Source organism: Burkholderia sp. AU31652 (assembly GCF_002223155.1).
In the GTDB taxonomy this organism is placed as follows: domain Bacteria; phylum Pseudomonadota; class Gammaproteobacteria; order Burkholderiales; family Burkholderiaceae; genus Burkholderia.
Genome location: NZ_NKFG01000005.1, coordinates 2,593,648 through 2,610,174, shown reverse-complemented (window position 1 = coordinate 2,610,174; position 16,527 = coordinate 2,593,648). Strand labels below are relative to the sequence as shown.

The following is a 16,527-nucleotide window of genomic DNA, read 5'->3' as shown; positions in this document are numbered from 1 at the left end:
GTGGGGAAACCGTCGGATATCGACAGGCGTCTTGTTCTGTCGATGGGGTCATCCTACTAGTAGGTAGAATGATCGACAAGGAGAATTTGAGGCTGGAAAAGACTATCTCAGGGCAGTAAACTATCGCTGTTTTTCATCCGACTAGATGGTAGGCAAATATGACGGTATCGGGGGACAGTACAGCGGGCCGCATTCTCGAGGCCGGGCGCCAACTGATCATGCGGCGCGGCTACAGCGGGTTCAGCTATGCCGACATCGCCGAAGCGATCGACATCCGGAAGGCGAGCATCCACCACCATTTCCCGACGAAGGCGGATCTGGCGGTCGCGGTGCTGCAGCAGTCGCAGGCGAATTTCGATGCCGATATGTCGCTGCTCGACGCGAGCGGCGCCGACGCGCTGGTGCAGATGCGCGCGTATGTCGGCTACTGGGAACGCTGCATCGCGGACGACAGCGCGCCGTTCTGCGTCGCCGGCATGCTCGGCGCGGAGCTGCCCGCGCTGCCCGACGACGTCGCGCGGGCGGTGAGGGCGCATTTTGACGATCTCGCCGCATGGCTGGTGCGCGTGCTCGAGGCGGGGGTGAAAGACGGCGTCGTGCAGCCGGACATATCGGTGCAGACCGAGGCCGCGACGTTCGTGTCGCTGGTCTACGGCGCGATGCTCGCCGCGCGGGCGTACGGCAATGCCGGGATGTTCCGGGACGTGACCGGCGGCGCGGTCGAGCGGCTCGCGGTGCCGCGCACACGCGGGTGAGCCGCGCACGCATCAGCGGGTCGGAGCGGCGTCCGGCGGTGATGCGAAACCGTCTGACGCCGCCGCGATTTACGCGTGTTTCCCGGCCTCGGCTTGCGCGCTCAGCCGCGCCTTTTGCTCTTGCAATGCTTCCGTGAACGCCGGGCTGAAGTCTTCCGCCTCGAACAGCGGGCGGATCTCGATGTCGGAGTCGCCGGGCATCGGGTTCGGGCAGCGCTTCACCCATTCGACCGCTTCTTCCATCGATTTCACCTGCCACAGCCAGAAGCCGGCGACGAGTTCCTTCGTTTCGGCGAACGGGCCGTCGACGACGGTGCGGTTCTTGCCGGCAAAATGCACACGCTTGCCGCGCATGCTCGGGTGCAGCCCGTCGGCGGCGAGCAGGATGCCGGCTTGCGCCAGTTCTTCGTTGAACCGGCCCATCGCGGCGATCATTTCGGGGTCGGGCATCCGGCCGGATTCGGAATCGGTGGTGGCCTTGACGATGACGAGGACGCGCATGGTGGACTCTCCTTGAGTGGAACGAGGGGGCGCCGCCGGCCGTGCCGACGGCAAAACGAGCGGTTACGACAACACGACGCGTGAAGATGGCGCGAATCGACATTGGGCGTGAAGAATTTTCGCGTGCGGCCGCACCGGCGGGCCACGCTGCGGAACCCGTCGTCAAAACTGGTATGCTGATCTTCACCACGTTCACGCGGAGGACGCCATGGCTGCTAAGGAAGTCTCGAAGAAGAAGTACCTGAAAATCCTGAACAAACGCCTGCGCGCCGAGCCGGCGGCTCCGGCCGGCGCGTCGTTTGTCTTTTTCCCGCTGGGTGCGAAGGCGAAGAACGCGACGGGCGTCGTGTCCGGCGACACGCGCAGCAAGCGCGAACTGGCGGTGATGGCCGCGGTGCAGCGCAAGGCGGCCGAAGAGTTCGTCGTCGCCGGCGCCTGACCGGAACCTGCTGCACCGCCGCTGGATTGCCGCCTCCGCCACTTACGCGGCGGCGGCCTCGCAATGCGCGATCGCGCCGGCGAGCACGCGCGGGATGTCGTGCGTGATGGCCGGGCCGTGCATCGGCAGGATGACGTCAAGATCGAGCGCCTGGATCCGGCGCAGCGCACTCGCCAGGTGGGCGAGCGACGGCAGGTAGTCCGAGCGGCGGATCGAATCGACGATCGCCGGCAGCGGATCGTCGGCGGCTTCGTCGCCGTAGCGCATCAGGATGTCCGACGACAGCAGCGCCTTGTACGCCGGCAGGTACACGACCAGCGCATCCCATTGATGGACGTGCTTCGTGAAGATCGGTACGAGCTCGACGCCGGAGATCGTCGTCGGCTCGCCGTCCTTCAGCGGCTTCGTGCGTACACCGAAGATGTCGGCCAGCCCGTGCGTGCAGATCGGATGTGCGTACGCGACGAGCGCCGGATTGGCCGCGAGGAAGTCGGGCAGTGCGCCCATCTCGTCGACCTCGAAATGCGGAACGATCACGCTGCTCACCCTCGACGGCGTGATGCCGACGCTTGCGAGGCTCGCGGTCAGTTGCGGAAAGTTGGAACGCGTACCCGTTTCGATGCAGACGACGTCGCCGTTCGGCGACCGGACGAAGAACTGGCTGAAGCCGAGCTTCAGCTTGTCGATATAGGTCGTTGCGCGAAACAGGCCGCTGCGGATTTCTTCGATACGAGCGTTATCCATCGATGCGATCCTTGCGCGGGCAGTGGCGGCCGGACACCACCGTCGCGCGATCGCCGCGATGCGCCAGGCAGGCGCGCGACACGCGACACGGTGCCTCGACTCAGTCTAGCAGTGTCGATCCGGCCGCGAATCCTGTCAGGTCATGCAGCAGCCGGCCGGGCCCGGCACTGAGCGAGCGCGTTCCCGGTCGTCACGAATCCCCCAGGTCGATCAGGCGCTCAGGACATCTTGTCCGCCGCCGCCGCGTACCTGCCACCGCCATCCGCTTCGTCGCCCGCCGCGAGTTGTTCCAGCGCGAGGCCCTTCGTCTCGATCCCGAGCGTCCACACGGCCAGCGCGGCCGCGATGAACGACAGCGCGCCGAGCGTGAACACGCCGCCCTGGCCGAACACCGGCAGCACGACGCCGACCACGTAAGGCCCGATCAACGAACCGACGCGCCCGATCGCCGACGCGAAGCCCGAGCCCGTCGCGCGCGCGCCGGTGCCGTACAGCTCCGGCGTATAGGTGTACAGCGCGGCCCACATCCCGAACAGGAAGAACTGCATCGCGAGGCCGGTGCCGATCAGCAGCGCCATGCTGCCGCCATACAGCGCGCTCTGGCCGTACGCGTACGCCATCACGCCGCCGCCGATCAGCGACGCGATGCAGGTCGGCTTGCGACCCCAGCGTTCGACGAGCCACGCGGCGCACAGGAAGCCCGGCACGCCGCCGAGCGAGATCAGCACCGTGTAGAACACCGATTTCGTGACCTCGAAGCCGGCCTGCTGCAGCAGCGCGCCGAGCCACGACGTGAGGCCGTAGAAACCGAGCAGCGCGAAGAACCACAGCAGCCACACCATCACCGTGCGGCGGCGGTACACGCCGCTCCAGATCTCGCGCAGCGCGCCGCGCCCGCGGGCGGCGACCGGCTCGGCGAGCCGCGACGGCGGCGGCAGCGTCGTGACGCCGGCCGAGCGCATCACCTTCGCCTCGATCGTGTGCATCACCGTGTCGGCTTCCGCATGTCGGCCCGCATGCTCGAGCCAGCGCGGCGATTCCGGCACGATGCGACGCACGACGAGCACGAACACGGCGGGAATCGCGAGCAGCGCGAACACCGTGCGCCAGCCGAACTGCGGCAGCACGAAGTACGCGACGATGCCGGCCGTGATGAAACCGAGCGGCCAGAAGCCGTCCATCAGCGCGATCAGGCGGCCGCGCTTCTCGGTCGGCACGAATTCGGACAGCAAGGTCTGCGCGACCGGGAATTCCATCCCCATCCCGATCCCGAGCAGCACGCGGTAGACGATCAGCGCGTCGACGCTCTGCGCGGTCGAGCACAGATACGAGGCCGCGCCCCACAGCACCATGCTCCACTGGAACACGGGCCGGCGGCCGAAGCGGTCGGCGAGCAGGCCGGCGACGGCCGCGCCGAGCACCATTCCGAAGAAGCTCGCGCTCGCGACGAGGCCGGCGGCCGCGGTCGACAGCCCGAACTCCTTGCGGATCGAGCCGAGCACGAACGTCATCGTGCCGAGGTCGACCGAGTCGAAGAAGAACGCGATCGCGATGATGAAGAAGATCCGCTTGTGATAGCCGGAGAACGGCAGGCGTTCGAGCCGGGCGGCGGCGGAGGCGGGAGCGGTGGCGGCGGGCATGGCGTCCTCTGAAATAAAAAGGGGCCGCGAAGCGCGTGCTTCGCGGCCCCGATGCTTCATCTTCAGTAGACGCGACCACAAAATGCCGCATCAGAGGAAAAGCGCCGCCTGCTTGCCCAAATGCGTCATCGGCAGCAGTGCGGGATGCGGCCGTCTTGCGTCAATTCTTCAGCTTGTAGCCGGTGCGGAACATCCACGCGACGATCGCCAGCAGGATCACGAGGAACAGCGACGTCGCGCCGAGGCTGACGCCCACGTGCACGTCGGCGATCCCGTAGAACGACCAGCGGAAGCCGCTGACCAGGTAGACGATCGGGTTGAACAGCGTGACGACGCGCCACGCGGGCGGCAGCATGTCGACCGAGTAGAAGCTGCCGCCGAGGAACGTGAGCGGCGTGATGATCAAGAGCGGCACGAGCTGCAGCTTCTCGAAGCTGTCGGCCCAGATGCCGATCACGAAGCCGAACAGGCTGAACGTGACCGCCGTCAGCACGAGGAACAGCACCATCCAGAACGGATGCAGGATGTGCAGCGGTACGAACAGGCCGGCCGTGGCGAGGATGATCACGCCGAGCAGGATCGACTTCGACGCGGCCGCGCCGACGTACGCGATCACGATCTCCCAGTACGACACGGGCGCGGAGAGAATCTCGTAGATCGTGCCCGTGAAGCGCGGGAAGTAGATGCCGAACGACGCGTTCGAGATGCTCTGCGACAGCAGCGACAGCATCACGAGGCCCGGCACGATGAACGAGCCGTAGCCGATGCCGTTCACGTCGCTGATGCGCGAGCCGATCGCGGAGCCGAACACCACGAAGTACAGCGACGTGGAGATCACCGGCGCGATGATGCTCTGCATCAGCGTGCGGCGCGTGCGGGCCATTTCTGCGCGGTAGATCGCGCGGATTCCATGCAGGTTCAAGTGTCAGGCTCCTTGCATGCCGTTGCGGCGGTTGTCGATCAGGCTGACGAAAATGTCCTCGAGCGAGCTCTGCGTCGTGTGCAGGTCGCGGAAGCCGATGCCGGCCGAGCCGAGCGCGTTGATCAGCTTCGCGATGCTCGCGTCGTCACGCTGCGAGTCGTACGTGTAGACGAGCGCGGCGCCGTCGGCCGCGCGTTCGAGCCCGAACGGCGCGAGCGCGGGCGGCACGTCCGCGAGCGGATGCTCGAGCTGCACGGTGAGCTGCTTCTTGCCGAGCTTGCGCATCAGCTCGTGCTTTTCCTCGACGAGCACGAGCTCGCCGCCGAGGATGATGCCGATCCGGTCGGCCATCTCCTCGGCTTCCTCGATGTAGTGCGTGGTCAGCAGGATCGTCACGCCGTTGTCGCGCAGCGAATCGACGAGCTTCCACATGTCGCGGCGCAGCTCGACGTCGACGCCGGCCGTCGGTTCGTCGAGGAACAGGATGCGCGGCTCGTGCGACAGCGCCTTCGCGATCATCACGCGGCGCTTCATGCCGCCCGAGAGCGTCATCAGCTTGTTGTCGCGCTTGTCCCACAGCGACAGCGCCTTCAGCGTCTTCTCGATGTACGCGGGATCGGGCGCCTTGCCGAACAGGCCGCGGCTGAACGACACGGTCGCCCAGACGGTCTCGAACGCGTCGGTGGTCAGTTCCTGCGGCACGAGGCCGATCATTTCGCGGGCCGCGCGGTAGTGATCGCGGATGTCGTGGCCGCCGACCGTCACGCGGCCTTCGGTCGGCGTGACGATGCCGCAGATCGAGCCGATCAGCGTCGTCTTGCCGGCGCCGTTCGGCCCGAGCAACGCGAAGATCTCGCCGGGGCGGATGTCGAGGGTCACGTGCTTCAGCGCCTGGAAGCCGGACGCGTAAGTCTTGGAGAGGTCGGAGACGGAAAGGATCGGTTGCATGCTCACGGATGGGGCGGCCGGCCGGCGCGACGGCGTGCGCCGCACGTGCCCGGCGTCGCCGCCGCTGCGAAGCGGCCGGGACCGGGGACGGCATGGCGAACGGGCGTCATGTCGAACGGCGTTGTGGTGCGGGATCGCAGGATCGCCATATTAGCAATCGATAGATGGAAATGCATTCTCGTGGAAAGGGCGTGGGTTGCTGGTGCTGGATTTGCATGAATTGACTGTGCATCGCTGAATAACGCGGCGATTTATTTGCGGTGCGCGAACAATTTGAGCCATTTTCGGCGAACCGGGCTGCGATCGTGTTTCCGCTCGGTGGCGGCGCGGCCGGCCGGCCGACTGTGCCGCCCGAAGGCCGTCGCGCCGTACCGGGACGGCGTGCGCGGCGCTCGCGATAATGCGTTTCTTTCATCGTTTACGGAGCGGCGCGCATGTCTTTGGTCGATTTCAAATCCGTGGCGGCGGCGCAGGCCGTCGCATGGAAATCCACGATCGTCGGCGAGGTCGGGCCGGCCAGGATCAAGGTGCTGCGCATGGATGCGCAGGCTTACGAAGCGGAAGTGCACGACTACAACGAAGGCCTGCTGGTGCTCGACGGCCGGATGATGCTCGAGGTCGCAGGCGAGACGATCATCGTGGAGGCCGGTCAGATGTACCTCGCGCGCGCCGGTGTGTCTCATGCGGTGCTGCCGGGCAGCCACGGCACGCTCGCGATCATCGACGTGTAAGGTTGCGCCGCAACATGCAGGCGGGCGGCTGAGGCCCGGCTGGCTTGGCCAGGCGCGGATTGGCGGCCGCCATTCAAACGCGTGTTATACCGCCCGGGTATTTGTCTGAGCAAATAAATTGAAGGCTGTTTGAAAATCTGTCAAATACCGTGTAAACGCTAGGATGGCGTGGTTTCGGTCGTTTGGAACTCTGCATCCATTTACTTGTGGGTATCGTCCGATCATAGTCTCCACCAACGACGCATCACGATAACGAATCAAGCGTACGGATGGAGACCCATACATGAGACGCCTATCCGCGGGGCCAGTCGGACTGCCGTTTCCCGTTTTTTCGCTGAATGCAGGCGCGATGCCGATTGCGTACCTGCGTTGTCCTGTCGCCGTGTAGCGGCGAATCATTTCCCGTTTCGATCGTTCTCACGGCGCCGTGCCGCATCACGGCGCCGCGGGAGAGCGCTTGCCTGCCGCCGCGGCGTGTGCCGCATGTGCCTGACCGGCATCGCGGCTGTCTTGCGCGCACCGTCATGCGCCGCGCTTTCGTGCCGCGGCGCGATACCAACCGGCGGGCCATGCAGCCTGTCCGGACGAGACTTGTCGTACCTGAAAAGGAGGGGTTGATGATTTGCATTCCTGAATGGCGGAAAGCGATTCTGTCGTGCGCGGTACTGGCGCTGCCGTTCGTTGCCGGTTGCGGCGGCGGCGACGATCCGGGGCCGATCAACGTGCCGCAGTGCTCGGGCAGCGCATGCGGGCCGAGCGGGGCCGAAACGACGCCGCCGGTCGTGACGAAGCTGTGTCCGGACGCGCTCGATTACACGACGACCTATACGGGCGGCGCAGGTAGCGGCGAGTACGTGAAGGTGAAGTTCGATACCACGAAGCTCACCTATCAGATGCAGTTCCTGGAATCGTCGGTGCCGACGTCGGCAGGGCAAGTCAACAATACCCGCGCGGGCTTGACGATCAGCGGCGCATTCCATCATCCGACCACGCTCCCGACGGCCGAGCAGAACCGCTGCGCATTCGTGCTCGACAGCGGCGCGACGAGCGACGGTGCGTATTCGGTGACGATCAACCGTGCCGATCCGCCGATGCTGTTCGTCGGCAATGGCGTGGTGGGCGGGGGGATTCCGGGGGCGACGATTGCGTTCGCCGGTCTTGAGCCGTTCCCGGGCGTCGTGCTTGGCGTCGTGCCGTCGCGCACTTTCGATTTCTATCCGTTCATCGGCTTCACCAACACCGAAACGGACTTTACGAAAGTGGCGGGTAACTACAACGAACTCGGGATCCACCTGTCGCCGGTCGGCGGAAACGCGCAGAGCAGCGCGGGGGCCGTCGGCTGGCAACCCGATGTCGTCAACTGGAACCAGACGTTCAATGCCGACGGCTCGTGCACCATCACGGCAGGCAGCGACTACTCGTGCCAGACCACAGGAACGCCGTGGGCGTTGCGCAAGAACGCGGACGGCTCGTCCGACAACGTGTTCGTGAGCAATCCCGTGGCGACCGCGGGCGGCGTGCCCATGTATCCGCTCGCGGGGCAGGGGTCCGCGATCGTGATTGCCGCACCTAGTCAGGCGAAGGGCATCATGATCGTCGGCAAGTTGAACGGCGTACTGGTGCCGATCGTGATTCGCGTGGGTTACACGCATATCGACGCGAGCAACCTCCTGGCATCGGTCGCTGACGCCGAGGTGGGAATCTCGATGCTGTCGCGGACCGCCGCCGTCGCGGCCAATTCGCTGAAGGGTGGCTTCATAGGCGCAACGAGCGCTTCAGCGTGCGGTATCGTGGCGCCCAGCACTGCCACGTTTGCGATCGCGACGTCCGGACCGAGCTTCAACAACAACATCCCGCATCCGGATCTGCCGGGCACCTTCGACGGCACCTTCTTCCTGGCACAGGCCGGCAGTTGCAACGACGGCACGGCCGTGTCGACGATGGCCGCGAACTATACGTCGACGCTGTTCCAGGGGGCTACCGCGGCATTCATCGATCCGCAGACGTCATCGGTGACCTCGCAGTTCGGGCTCGACTACACGCAGGCGACACCCGGCAAGATCAAGGTCACGGCCACGCAGAACTTCAACGCGAAGGGCGCCGGCGGCGACGTGGCGATCTTCAAGAAGGGCGATACGGGCTGGATCGTGAAGGCCGGCAACGTCTACGCGATGGTCGTCAACAACAGCCAGGTCAATCCGTTCTTCACGGTCGGCGCATTCGTCCAGTAACACTGCATTGAACATGTAACACCGGCGGCGCATGCGTCGCCGCCGGCGAATCGAATTTAAAGAGGATTCCTATGAATTTGAAGCAATGGATGGCCGCGGCCTCGCTCGCGCCCGTGCTGGCAGCATGCGGCGGAGACGGCGACCCGCCGCCCGCACCGGCGGTCCGGCTGTGCCCGCAGACGATCGACTACAACACGGTGTTCATCGGCGGGTCGGGATCGGGCGAGCTCGTGAAGGTGCAGCTCGATACGACGAAGATGACGTACCGGATGACGTATCTCGCATCGCCGGTGCCGACCACCACGGGCACCGTGCAGCCGACGCGCGACACGGCGCCGGCCAACGTGGTCGACGGCACGCTCTCCGACGAAACGGGGCTGCCGACGGTGAAGCTGAACCAGTGCACGTTCCGGATGCAGAACGCGAGCCTCGACCCGAACCGGCCCGCGCGGCTGTTCCTCGGCGAGGGCGTGCTGGGCGGCGCGATTCCCGGCGCGACGATTCAGTTCGACGGCGTGATCGGCGTCGGCAAGATCACGAAGACGACGTTCCCGTACTACCCGTTCATCAGCTTCTCGTCGCTGGAAACCGACCTGACGAAGATCGCAGGCAAGTACAACCAGCTCGGCTATCACCAGGTGCCGTCGCAGAGCTTCCAGCCGGTGGCGCTCGACCAGCAGGTGACGATCAACGCGGACGGCAGCTACGTCGAGACCGACAACTTCGGCAAGAAGAACGGCGGGCAGCCGCTTGCATCGAGCGCGACCGTGAACCAGCCGTTCATGCTGCGGCCCGATGCGCCGGCGTTCCAGTCGCTCAACTACCTGCCGCAGATTCCGCCGACGCTCGCGGCGGTCGATCCGGCGAAGGCCGGCAAGGGGATCCTGATCGTCGGCAAGCTGCGCAACCAGCTCGTGCCGATCTTCATCCGCACCGGCGCGGCCAACGCGGATCTCACGCAAGGCCCGCCGAGCGCGGACGACGAATCCGGCATTTCGTTCCTGAGCCCGCAGACGGCGATCGCGCAAGGCTCGCAGAACGGCGAGTACACGGGCGTCGACAGCGCGTTCAACTACCGCGCGACCGCGCTCGTCGGCGCGCAGGCCACGCTGCTCGATCCGTTCAATGCGTCGCAGGCCGCGCTCACGCGTGCGCTGAACCTCGACTACACGCAGAAGATGCCGGGCGTCGTGACGACCGTGCATGCGGATGCGGCGTCGGGGCCGGCGACCGGCAAGTTCGTGTTCACCGGCGGCGTATTCGGGTTCCTCGACATGAACGATACGAGCAACCCGTACTTCACGGTCGGCGCATTCGTGCAGTGACGCACGCCTGGATGGAGACACGGTGGCGCCGCGCGCGGAAGCGCGGGGCCCGGACAGAATGAGGGGAGACTTCATGAAGAAGCTGATTGTCGCGGGTGTCGTCGCAGGCGTGTCGACGCTCGCATCGGCCCAGCAGGCGGGCGACAACGTCGCGACGCTGGGGTGGCTGCACATCATGCCGCAGGATTCGACCAACGGGCTGACGACGAATCTTGCCGGCATGCCGATCAATGGGCCGCTGCGCCTGCCCGGGTCGTTCACGTCGCCGGGCACGAGCCTGACGGTCAACAACGCCGATACCGTCGGCCTCACGCTCACGCACTTCTTCACCGACCATATCGCGGTGACGTCGGTGCTCGGCGTGCCGCCCGAGTTCACGCTGACCGGGCACGGCTCGATCCGGCCGCCCGGCCCGGCCGGCGCGCTCGGCAGCGTCAACATGGACAACCCGGCGAACCAGCCGGCGGTGAAGAACGCGCGGCAGTGGAGCCCGACGATTATTCTGCAGTACTACTTCAACTCGTCGACCGCGCGGTTCCGCCCGTTCGTCGGGATCGGCGTGGCCTACAGCTGGTTCAGCAACATCGAGCTGAACGGCAACTTCGCGAAGGACATCAACGAGAACCTCGGCAGCGTGCTCGCGGCCGGCGCCGGCAAGCCGGGCCCGACGTCGGTGGAGGGCAAGGCGTCGTCGTCGTTCACGCCGGTCTACAACGTCGGCGCGAGCTATGCGATCGACAAGCACTGGGGCTTAACGGCGACGCTGACGTACATGCCGCTGAAGACCTACTCGTCGCTCGTGATCAAGGCGGCCGACGGCTCGACGCTCGCCACCACGCGCACGCGGCTGAAGGCCGATCCGCTGATCACGTTCGTCGGGATTTCCTACAAGTTCTGAGCCGTCCGGCGCGCATGACGCGCGTCGGCGGCTTCCTGCGACCGGCTGGCCGGACCCTTCCGGCAGGAAGGTCGCGTTCCTGGCGGCGTGCCGCCATTTGTGAAGAGAGGGGGCAGTTCAAATGAGCATTCGCAAAATCGTATCGCTTGTTGCTGCAGTGGCTTTCACCGCGGTTTCGGCCGCGCCTGCTTTCGCTGTCACCGTTTCGCGTGCCGACGGCCAGCCGATGAACCCGAACGGCGAGCCGTTCTCCGTATCGGGGCTCACCAACCTCAGCAAGGGATCGATCAGTGCAGCCTGTACCGCGACGTTCAACGGCACGATTACGTCGACCGGTATCGTCAACATCACGTCGACGCAGTTTTCCGGCGGCGGCACGTGCGGCTTGATCAGCGGCACGGCGAGCAGCACGTCGCCGTGGACGGGCCAGGCCGACAGCACGACGCAGTTGTCGATCAACAACGTGCACGTGAACGTCACGCTGCTCGGCGCGTGCGGCCCGAGCAAGGTGGTAACGGCATGGAACGATGCGAACTCGTCGCTGACGTTCAATAACTCCGTCCTGACGCCGAACTGCACGGTGTCCGGCACGGTCACGACGTCGCCGAAGTTCCACGTGCAGTAAGCGTCGCGGATCTAAGCGGGTGCCCGCCGCGCGCGAGGGCCGTGCGGTATGTGCGGCGGGCTTCCGCGGTTTCGATGGGTTCGTGCCGTCGCGTGTATCGGCGCGGCGGCCGGATTCATTCTGCAGAGCGGTCGCGTTTCTCGTGGAAGGCCGCCATATATCAAGAGAGAGGGCCATACAGATGAAAATTCGTCAAATTGCATCGCTTGTTGCTGCAGTGGTGTTCACTGCGGTTTCGGCTGCACCTGCTTTTGCGGTGACCGTTTCGCGCGCGGACGGCCAGCCGATGAATCCGAACGGCGAGCCGTTTTCGGCGGCGGGGCTCTCGACGCTCCAGAAGGGTGCGGTCAGTCCGATCAACTGTACGTTGACGCTCAACGGTACCGTCACGTCGACCGGCATCATCAATATCACGTCGACCCAATTCACCGGTGATGCCTTGTGCGGGTTGATCACGGGTAGTGCGTCCAGTGCGGCGCCGTGGACGGGGCAGGTGGACAGCACGACGCAAGTGTCGATCAACAACGTGAAGTTGAATGTGACCTTGCTCGGCACATGCGGGCCGAGCAAGGTCACGGCGGCGTGGAACGATCAGAACTCGTCGACGGCGTTCAACAACACCGTGCTGATGCCCGATTGCAACGTGAACGGCACGGTCATGACGTCGCCGAAGTTCCACGTTCAGTAAGCGATCGCAGATCGAAGCGGGGCGCTCGCTGTGCACTAAGAGCGTGCGGGATGCTAGCGGCTTTCCGCTTCCTCGATGCTTTCGAGCCTTCGTCCATATCAGCGCGACGACAGGCTGACCGTACGTATCGCGATCCGATGCGCACGGTGTTGCAGGGGCGGCACGGCGTACCGCGCCATCCGATCCGACTGAATTAAACACGATTCCAATTGGCCAGAAAACTCCCGGAAGACCCATGCTTACCGATCCAGCAAAGTATGGAGATGCCCGCGGCGCGACGCCTGACCGGCTGCGCACGGCCGCGTGGCTGCAGTACCTGATCGAACGACTCGATGCTGATGCGTGCGCGGCGGAGGCGGGTGACGCCGGCGACACGTCCGTCATCGCATCGCACGCGATACGCATGCGGGCTGGCGCGAACCTGTCTCGGGAAGCGACAGCGATGCTTCACCGGCTCGCGCCGTGGATCGCCTCGGACGGCGGCATTTGCGCATGCGATCTGAGCGACCCGCGCAGTGCATGCTCGCATGTGCCGTCGATGCAGCAGCTCGCCGACGCTGAACGCAGTTGTCCCGGCTCGCGCGCCGTGTTCGACACTGCGCACGGTGTGATCGATGCATGCACGTTCGACGACCCCGATGTCGGCTGGGCCGCACTCGATCGGATTGCCGGTGGTGTCGAATGCGGCGGGGGCGATGACGGCGAATGCACTGAACATGAAAAGGGCGCGCAGGACGACATGCCGCCAGCGAAGAACCTGAGAGAAAGACTGGCCGTGGTCGCGGCGGCGAGTGGGGAAACGTCGGTCATGTCGGGCACCGTCATCGACGCGATCGTGCTGCGCGTGTGCGGGCCGCGCGACGATGCATCGCGCATCGACGAGATGGCGGCGCTCGTGACGTTCTCGGCCGCACTCGCCGCTGGCGACGGGGCCTCTGTTGCCGCGTATGGCGGTCAGCACAACCTCGTTGCCCGGGCGATCCGCACGCATCGCGCCGATCTCGCGTCGGTGGACGGGCTGCTCGCGGCGTTGTCCGTGTGTCGGCTCGATCGGCTCGTCGGCGCGGGCAGCTTCTGGGCGTACTACCTGCTGGCGGGCATCGTGATTGCAGCGCCGGATGCCGTTCGGGAAGTCGGTCGCCGCTTTCATGGTGATGAATGGCAGGCGTGGCTCGATCACGTGCTCGCGTGGCCGGCGGTCAGTCGATTCGGGCCGAAGGAGGACGACGCGTTCGAAGGCCTGCGCGGTGCAATGAGCCTGACGTCGCGATGGAATCCGATCGTCCGCGGGAAGCGGATGCGGAAGCGGGGTGTTGTAACGCCCTGATTTGAGGAACACGGGGACACGGCAGGCTAATGCATCGCTTTTGCCGAATCGATACTCAAGGATTCCAAACGAATCGCGCACGATCACCCTGGCTCGCGCCGAAATGACGGGCCTCGTTCGTACGCGCGAACGGGCGTCAGGCGGCGCGCTGAGCCTTCGTGCTGTCAGCGTCCACACCGGCCGCGCGCCACGCCGTCCACGCCATCTATCCTTCCAGACCGCCAGACCGCCAGACCGCCAGACCGCCAGACCGCCAGACCGCCAGACCGCCAGACCGCCAGACCGTCTCGCGCCACCCCCGATCCAGGCACCATCGACCGAACGCAGTATGATTCCGCAGTCGATGCCGGCGATCGCTCCGCTATAACGGCCCGCCCGCACCGCCAAAGATCTGCCAAGCTTGTTGTAAGCCGGACGCAAACAGCCGCCGCGTGAGAGCGCCGCCGCGAACCCGCCGCCGGACCCCCTTTCATCGAAACGGTCAGTCAGATGTCAAAGCAAAACAAGAAGATCCTCCTCCTGAGCGTCAGCGCCGGCGCCGGCCATACCCGGGCGGCCGAAGCGATCCGCGCGTTCGCCGACCACCATCCCGCCGGCATCGAAGCCACCCACCTGGACGTGATGGATTTCGTGTCCACCGGCTTCCGCAAGCTGTACACCGATCTCTACATCAAGCTCGTCAGCAGCCAGCCTGCGCTGTGGGGCTACCTGTACCAGAAGACCGACGAAGTCGATCCCGCCGCGCCGTCGCAGAAGATCCGGCGCGCGATCGAGCGCCTCAATTGCCGGGCACTGCTCGCGGAGATCGAGCGGCAGCGCCCGGACGCGATCATCTGCACGCACTTCCTGCCCGCCGAGCTGCTGTCGCGCGAGATCCGCAAGGGGCGCGTCGACACGCCGGTGTGGGTGCAGGTCACCGATTTCGACCTGCACAGCATGTGGGTCGTACCGAACATGCGCGGCTATTTCGCGGCCAACGACGAGATCGCGTGGCGCATGCACGCGCGCGGCATGGCGCCCGACACGGTGCACGTCAGCGGCATCCCGATCATGCCGGCGTTCGGCCAGCCGCTCGATCGCGCGGCCTGCGCGGCCGAATTCGGCCTCGATCCCGCGCGCCCGACCTTCCTGATGATGTCCGGCGGCGCGGGCCTCGGCGGGCTCGACGTGCTGGCCGCGCGCCTGCTCGAGATGGAGGCTGACTTCCAGCTGATCGCGCTGGCCGGCAAGAACAAGGCGATGCTGACGTCGTTGCAGGAACTCGCCGCGCAGCATCCGGGCCGGCTGTTTCCGCAGGGCTTCACGCAGCAGGTCGAGCGCCTGATGGCCTGCGCCGATCTCGTGATCACGAAGCCGGGCGGCCTGACGACGTCCGAATGTCTGGCGATGCAGTTGCCGATGATCGTCAACTCGCCGATTCCGGGCCAGGAAGAGCGCAACGCGGATTTCCTGCTCGAACAGGGTGTCGCGCTGAAGGCGATCGACGACGATGCGCTCGTCTACCGGATCCGCGCGTTGCTGCAGACGCCCGAGCGTCTCGCCGACATGCGCCGCCGTCTCGCGCCGCTCGGGCGGCCGCTCGCCGGCCGCTTCGTGCTCGATCGCGTGCTGGGCCTGGAGCCGGCCGCATGAGCGTCGCGCGTTTTGTGCCGACGCGCCATACGGTGTTCGTCGTTGCGTGGGTCGTGCTGCTCGCGTACTTCTTCGCGAACGTCGAGATCCAGATCGAAGGCAGCGCGGGCTGGGCCGCCAACCTGCCGACGTGGCGCATCGAGCATCACTGGCTGCTCGACCTCTTCTGGGGTGGGCGGCCGATGACCGGCTACCACGCGTGGGTGTTCCCGTTCGTCGCGCTGTTCTTTCACCTGCCGGCCGTGTTCAACGGACGGTGGTCGTGGCGCATCGAAGCCCGCATCATCGCGTGCATCATGGTGTTCTGGCTGACCGAGGATTTCCTGTGGTTCGTGCTGAATCCGGCGTATGGCCTGGCCCGCTTCAATCCGGCGAATGTGCCGTGGCATATCCACTGGCTGGGCGTGGCCCCGACCGACTACTGGACGATGAGCGCCGCTGCGATCGTGCTGTTCATGCTTTCCCGCGAGCGCAAGCGCGCCTTTTATTGATCCCTGACCCGACATGAAAATCGCCATCATTGCCGCGATCGCCGTTGCGTTTGCCGGGCGCGTGCAGCCGGCCCACGCGGACCCGGCCTCCGAGGTGTCCGCCCGGCCGATCAAATGGGCGCAGAGCGTGGCCGACGCGCATGTGAACAACCTGCATCGCATCACGCCGACGCTGTATCGCAGTGCCCAGCTGTCGCGCTCGGACGTGCCGGAACTGCAGAAGCTCGGCATCCGCAAGGTCATCAGCTTCCGTTCGTTTCACGCGGACGACACCATCCTGGCCGGCACGCAGATCCGGATGCAGCGCATCCGGATCAACACGTGGGACATCCGCGACGAGGACATGGTGACCGCGCTGAAGGCGCTGCGCACGGCCGACCAGGACGGCCCGGTGCTGATCCACTGCCAGCACGGCGCCGATCGCACCGGCCTCGTGTCGGCGCTGTACCGGATGGTGTACCAGGGCTGGACGCGCGAGCAGGCGCTCGATGAACTGCAGCACGGCGGCTATGGGTTCCATCCGATCTGGCAGAACATTACGAACTACTTGAAACACGTCGACGTCGAGCGCTTGAAGCGAGAAGTGAACAGCGGCTGACGAATCCATGCAAAACGCCGCCGACAATTGCT

The 16,527-nt window shown here is 65.6% G+C and carries 17 protein-coding genes; 12 read left to right on the top strand and 5 right to left on the bottom strand.

Features of this window, described 5'->3' with window-relative positions; translation table 11 throughout:
* The first annotated feature begins 158 nt into the window (after positions 1 to 158).
* Positions 159 to 755: a TetR/AcrR family transcriptional regulator gene (locus CFB40_RS29240; RefSeq protein WP_089426810.1), complete on the top strand. Its 597-nt coding sequence runs from the start codon at positions 159 to 161 to the stop codon at positions 753 to 755.
* A 69-nt stretch (positions 756 to 824) separates the two neighbouring features.
* On the opposite strand, the gene CFB40_RS29235 is transcribed toward CFB40_RS29240, so the two are convergent.
* Entirely contained in the window at positions 825 to 1,256 is a 432-nt protein-coding gene (locus CFB40_RS29235; RefSeq protein WP_089426811.1) for a YciI family protein, read from the bottom strand.
* A 208-nt stretch (positions 1,257 to 1,464) separates the two neighbouring features.
* On the opposite strand from CFB40_RS29235, the gene CFB40_RS29230 reads away from it, so the two are divergent.
* Positions 1,465 to 1,695: a hypothetical protein gene (locus CFB40_RS29230; RefSeq protein ID WP_046549636.1), complete on the top strand. Its 231-nt coding sequence runs from the start codon at positions 1,465 to 1,467 to the stop codon at positions 1,693 to 1,695.
* A gap of 42 nt (positions 1,696 to 1,737) precedes the next feature.
* On the opposite strand, the gene CFB40_RS29225 is transcribed toward CFB40_RS29230, so the two are convergent.
* The 4 genes from CFB40_RS29225 to CFB40_RS29210 all read right to left on the bottom strand — a co-directional run bounded on the left by CFB40_RS29225 (position 1,738) and on the right by CFB40_RS29210 (position 5,949).
* On the bottom strand, positions 1,738 to 2,439 hold the full coding sequence (locus tag CFB40_RS29225; protein ID WP_089433142.1) for an MBL fold metallo-hydrolase: 702 nt from the start codon (positions 2,437 to 2,439) through the stop codon (positions 1,738 to 1,740).
* 218 nt (positions 2,440 to 2,657) lie between these two features.
* On the bottom strand, positions 2,658 to 4,079 hold the full coding sequence (locus CFB40_RS29220; protein ID WP_089426812.1) for an MFS transporter: 1,422 nt from the start codon (positions 4,077 to 4,079) through the stop codon (positions 2,658 to 2,660).
* Positions 4,080 to 4,239: 160 nt separating this feature from the next.
* Positions 4,240 to 5,001: an ABC transporter permease gene (locus tag CFB40_RS29215; RefSeq protein ID WP_083266168.1), complete on the bottom strand. Its 762-nt coding sequence runs from the start codon at positions 4,999 to 5,001 to the stop codon at positions 4,240 to 4,242.
* Between the two features lie 3 nt (positions 5,002 to 5,004).
* Positions 5,005 to 5,949 carry an ABC transporter ATP-binding protein gene (locus CFB40_RS29210; RefSeq protein WP_089433141.1) on the bottom strand — a complete coding sequence of 315 codons (945 nt, stop codon included), beginning with the start codon at positions 5,947 to 5,949 and terminating at the stop codon, positions 5,005 to 5,007.
* A gap of 434 nt (positions 5,950 to 6,383) precedes the next feature.
* Here CFB40_RS29210 and CFB40_RS29200 point away from each other — a divergent pair, with 434 nt between their 5' ends.
* The 10 genes from CFB40_RS29200 to CFB40_RS29155 all read left to right on the top strand — a co-directional run bounded on the left by CFB40_RS29200 (position 6,384) and on the right by CFB40_RS29155 (position 16,495).
* Positions 6,384 to 6,680 carry a cupin domain-containing protein gene (locus CFB40_RS29200; RefSeq protein ID WP_089426814.1) on the top strand — a complete coding sequence of 99 codons (297 nt, stop codon included), beginning with the start codon at positions 6,384 to 6,386 and terminating at the stop codon, positions 6,678 to 6,680.
* Between the two features lie 617 nt (positions 6,681 to 7,297).
* On the top strand, positions 7,298 to 8,911 hold the full coding sequence (locus tag CFB40_RS29195; protein ID WP_089433140.1) for a DUF2957 domain-containing protein: 1,614 nt from the start codon (positions 7,298 to 7,300) through the stop codon (positions 8,909 to 8,911).
* A 71-nt stretch (positions 8,912 to 8,982) separates the two neighbouring features.
* Positions 8,983 to 10,236 carry a DUF2957 domain-containing protein gene (locus tag CFB40_RS29190; RefSeq protein ID WP_089433139.1) on the top strand — a complete coding sequence of 418 codons (1,254 nt, stop codon included), beginning with the start codon at positions 8,983 to 8,985 and terminating at the stop codon, positions 10,234 to 10,236.
* Between the two features lie 73 nt (positions 10,237 to 10,309).
* Entirely contained in the window at positions 10,310 to 11,134 is an 825-nt protein-coding gene (locus CFB40_RS29185) for an OmpW/AlkL family protein (protein WP_071332061.1), read from the top strand.
* A gap of 121 nt (positions 11,135 to 11,255) precedes the next feature.
* Positions 11,256 to 11,759 carry an activator protein gene (locus CFB40_RS29180; protein ID WP_089426818.1) on the top strand — a complete coding sequence of 168 codons (504 nt, stop codon included), beginning with the start codon at positions 11,256 to 11,258 and terminating at the stop codon, positions 11,757 to 11,759.
* A 181-nt stretch (positions 11,760 to 11,940) separates the two neighbouring features.
* Positions 11,941 to 12,447 carry an activator protein gene (locus CFB40_RS29175; RefSeq protein WP_089433138.1) on the top strand — a complete coding sequence of 169 codons (507 nt, stop codon included), beginning with the start codon at positions 11,941 to 11,943 and terminating at the stop codon, positions 12,445 to 12,447.
* A 235-nt stretch (positions 12,448 to 12,682) separates the two neighbouring features.
* Entirely contained in the window at positions 12,683 to 13,774 is a 1,092-nt protein-coding gene (locus CFB40_RS29170; protein ID WP_089433137.1) for a hypothetical protein, read from the top strand.
* Positions 13,775 to 14,263: 489 nt separating this feature from the next.
* Positions 14,264 to 15,406, top strand: a complete 1,143-nt coding sequence (locus CFB40_RS29165) for an MGDG synthase family glycosyltransferase (RefSeq protein WP_089433136.1) — start codon at positions 14,264 to 14,266, stop codon at positions 15,404 to 15,406.
* On the top strand, positions 15,403 to 15,897 hold the full coding sequence (locus tag CFB40_RS29160; protein ID WP_089426822.1) for a hypothetical protein: 495 nt from the start codon (positions 15,403 to 15,405) through the stop codon (positions 15,895 to 15,897). The genes CFB40_RS29165 and CFB40_RS29160 overlap by 4 nt, the downstream gene beginning before the upstream one ends.
* Before the next feature lie 13 nt (positions 15,898 to 15,910).
* Entirely contained in the window at positions 15,911 to 16,495 is a 585-nt protein-coding gene (locus CFB40_RS29155; RefSeq protein WP_089433135.1) for a dual specificity protein phosphatase family protein, read from the top strand.
* Positions 16,496 to 16,527: the final 32 nt, after the last annotated feature.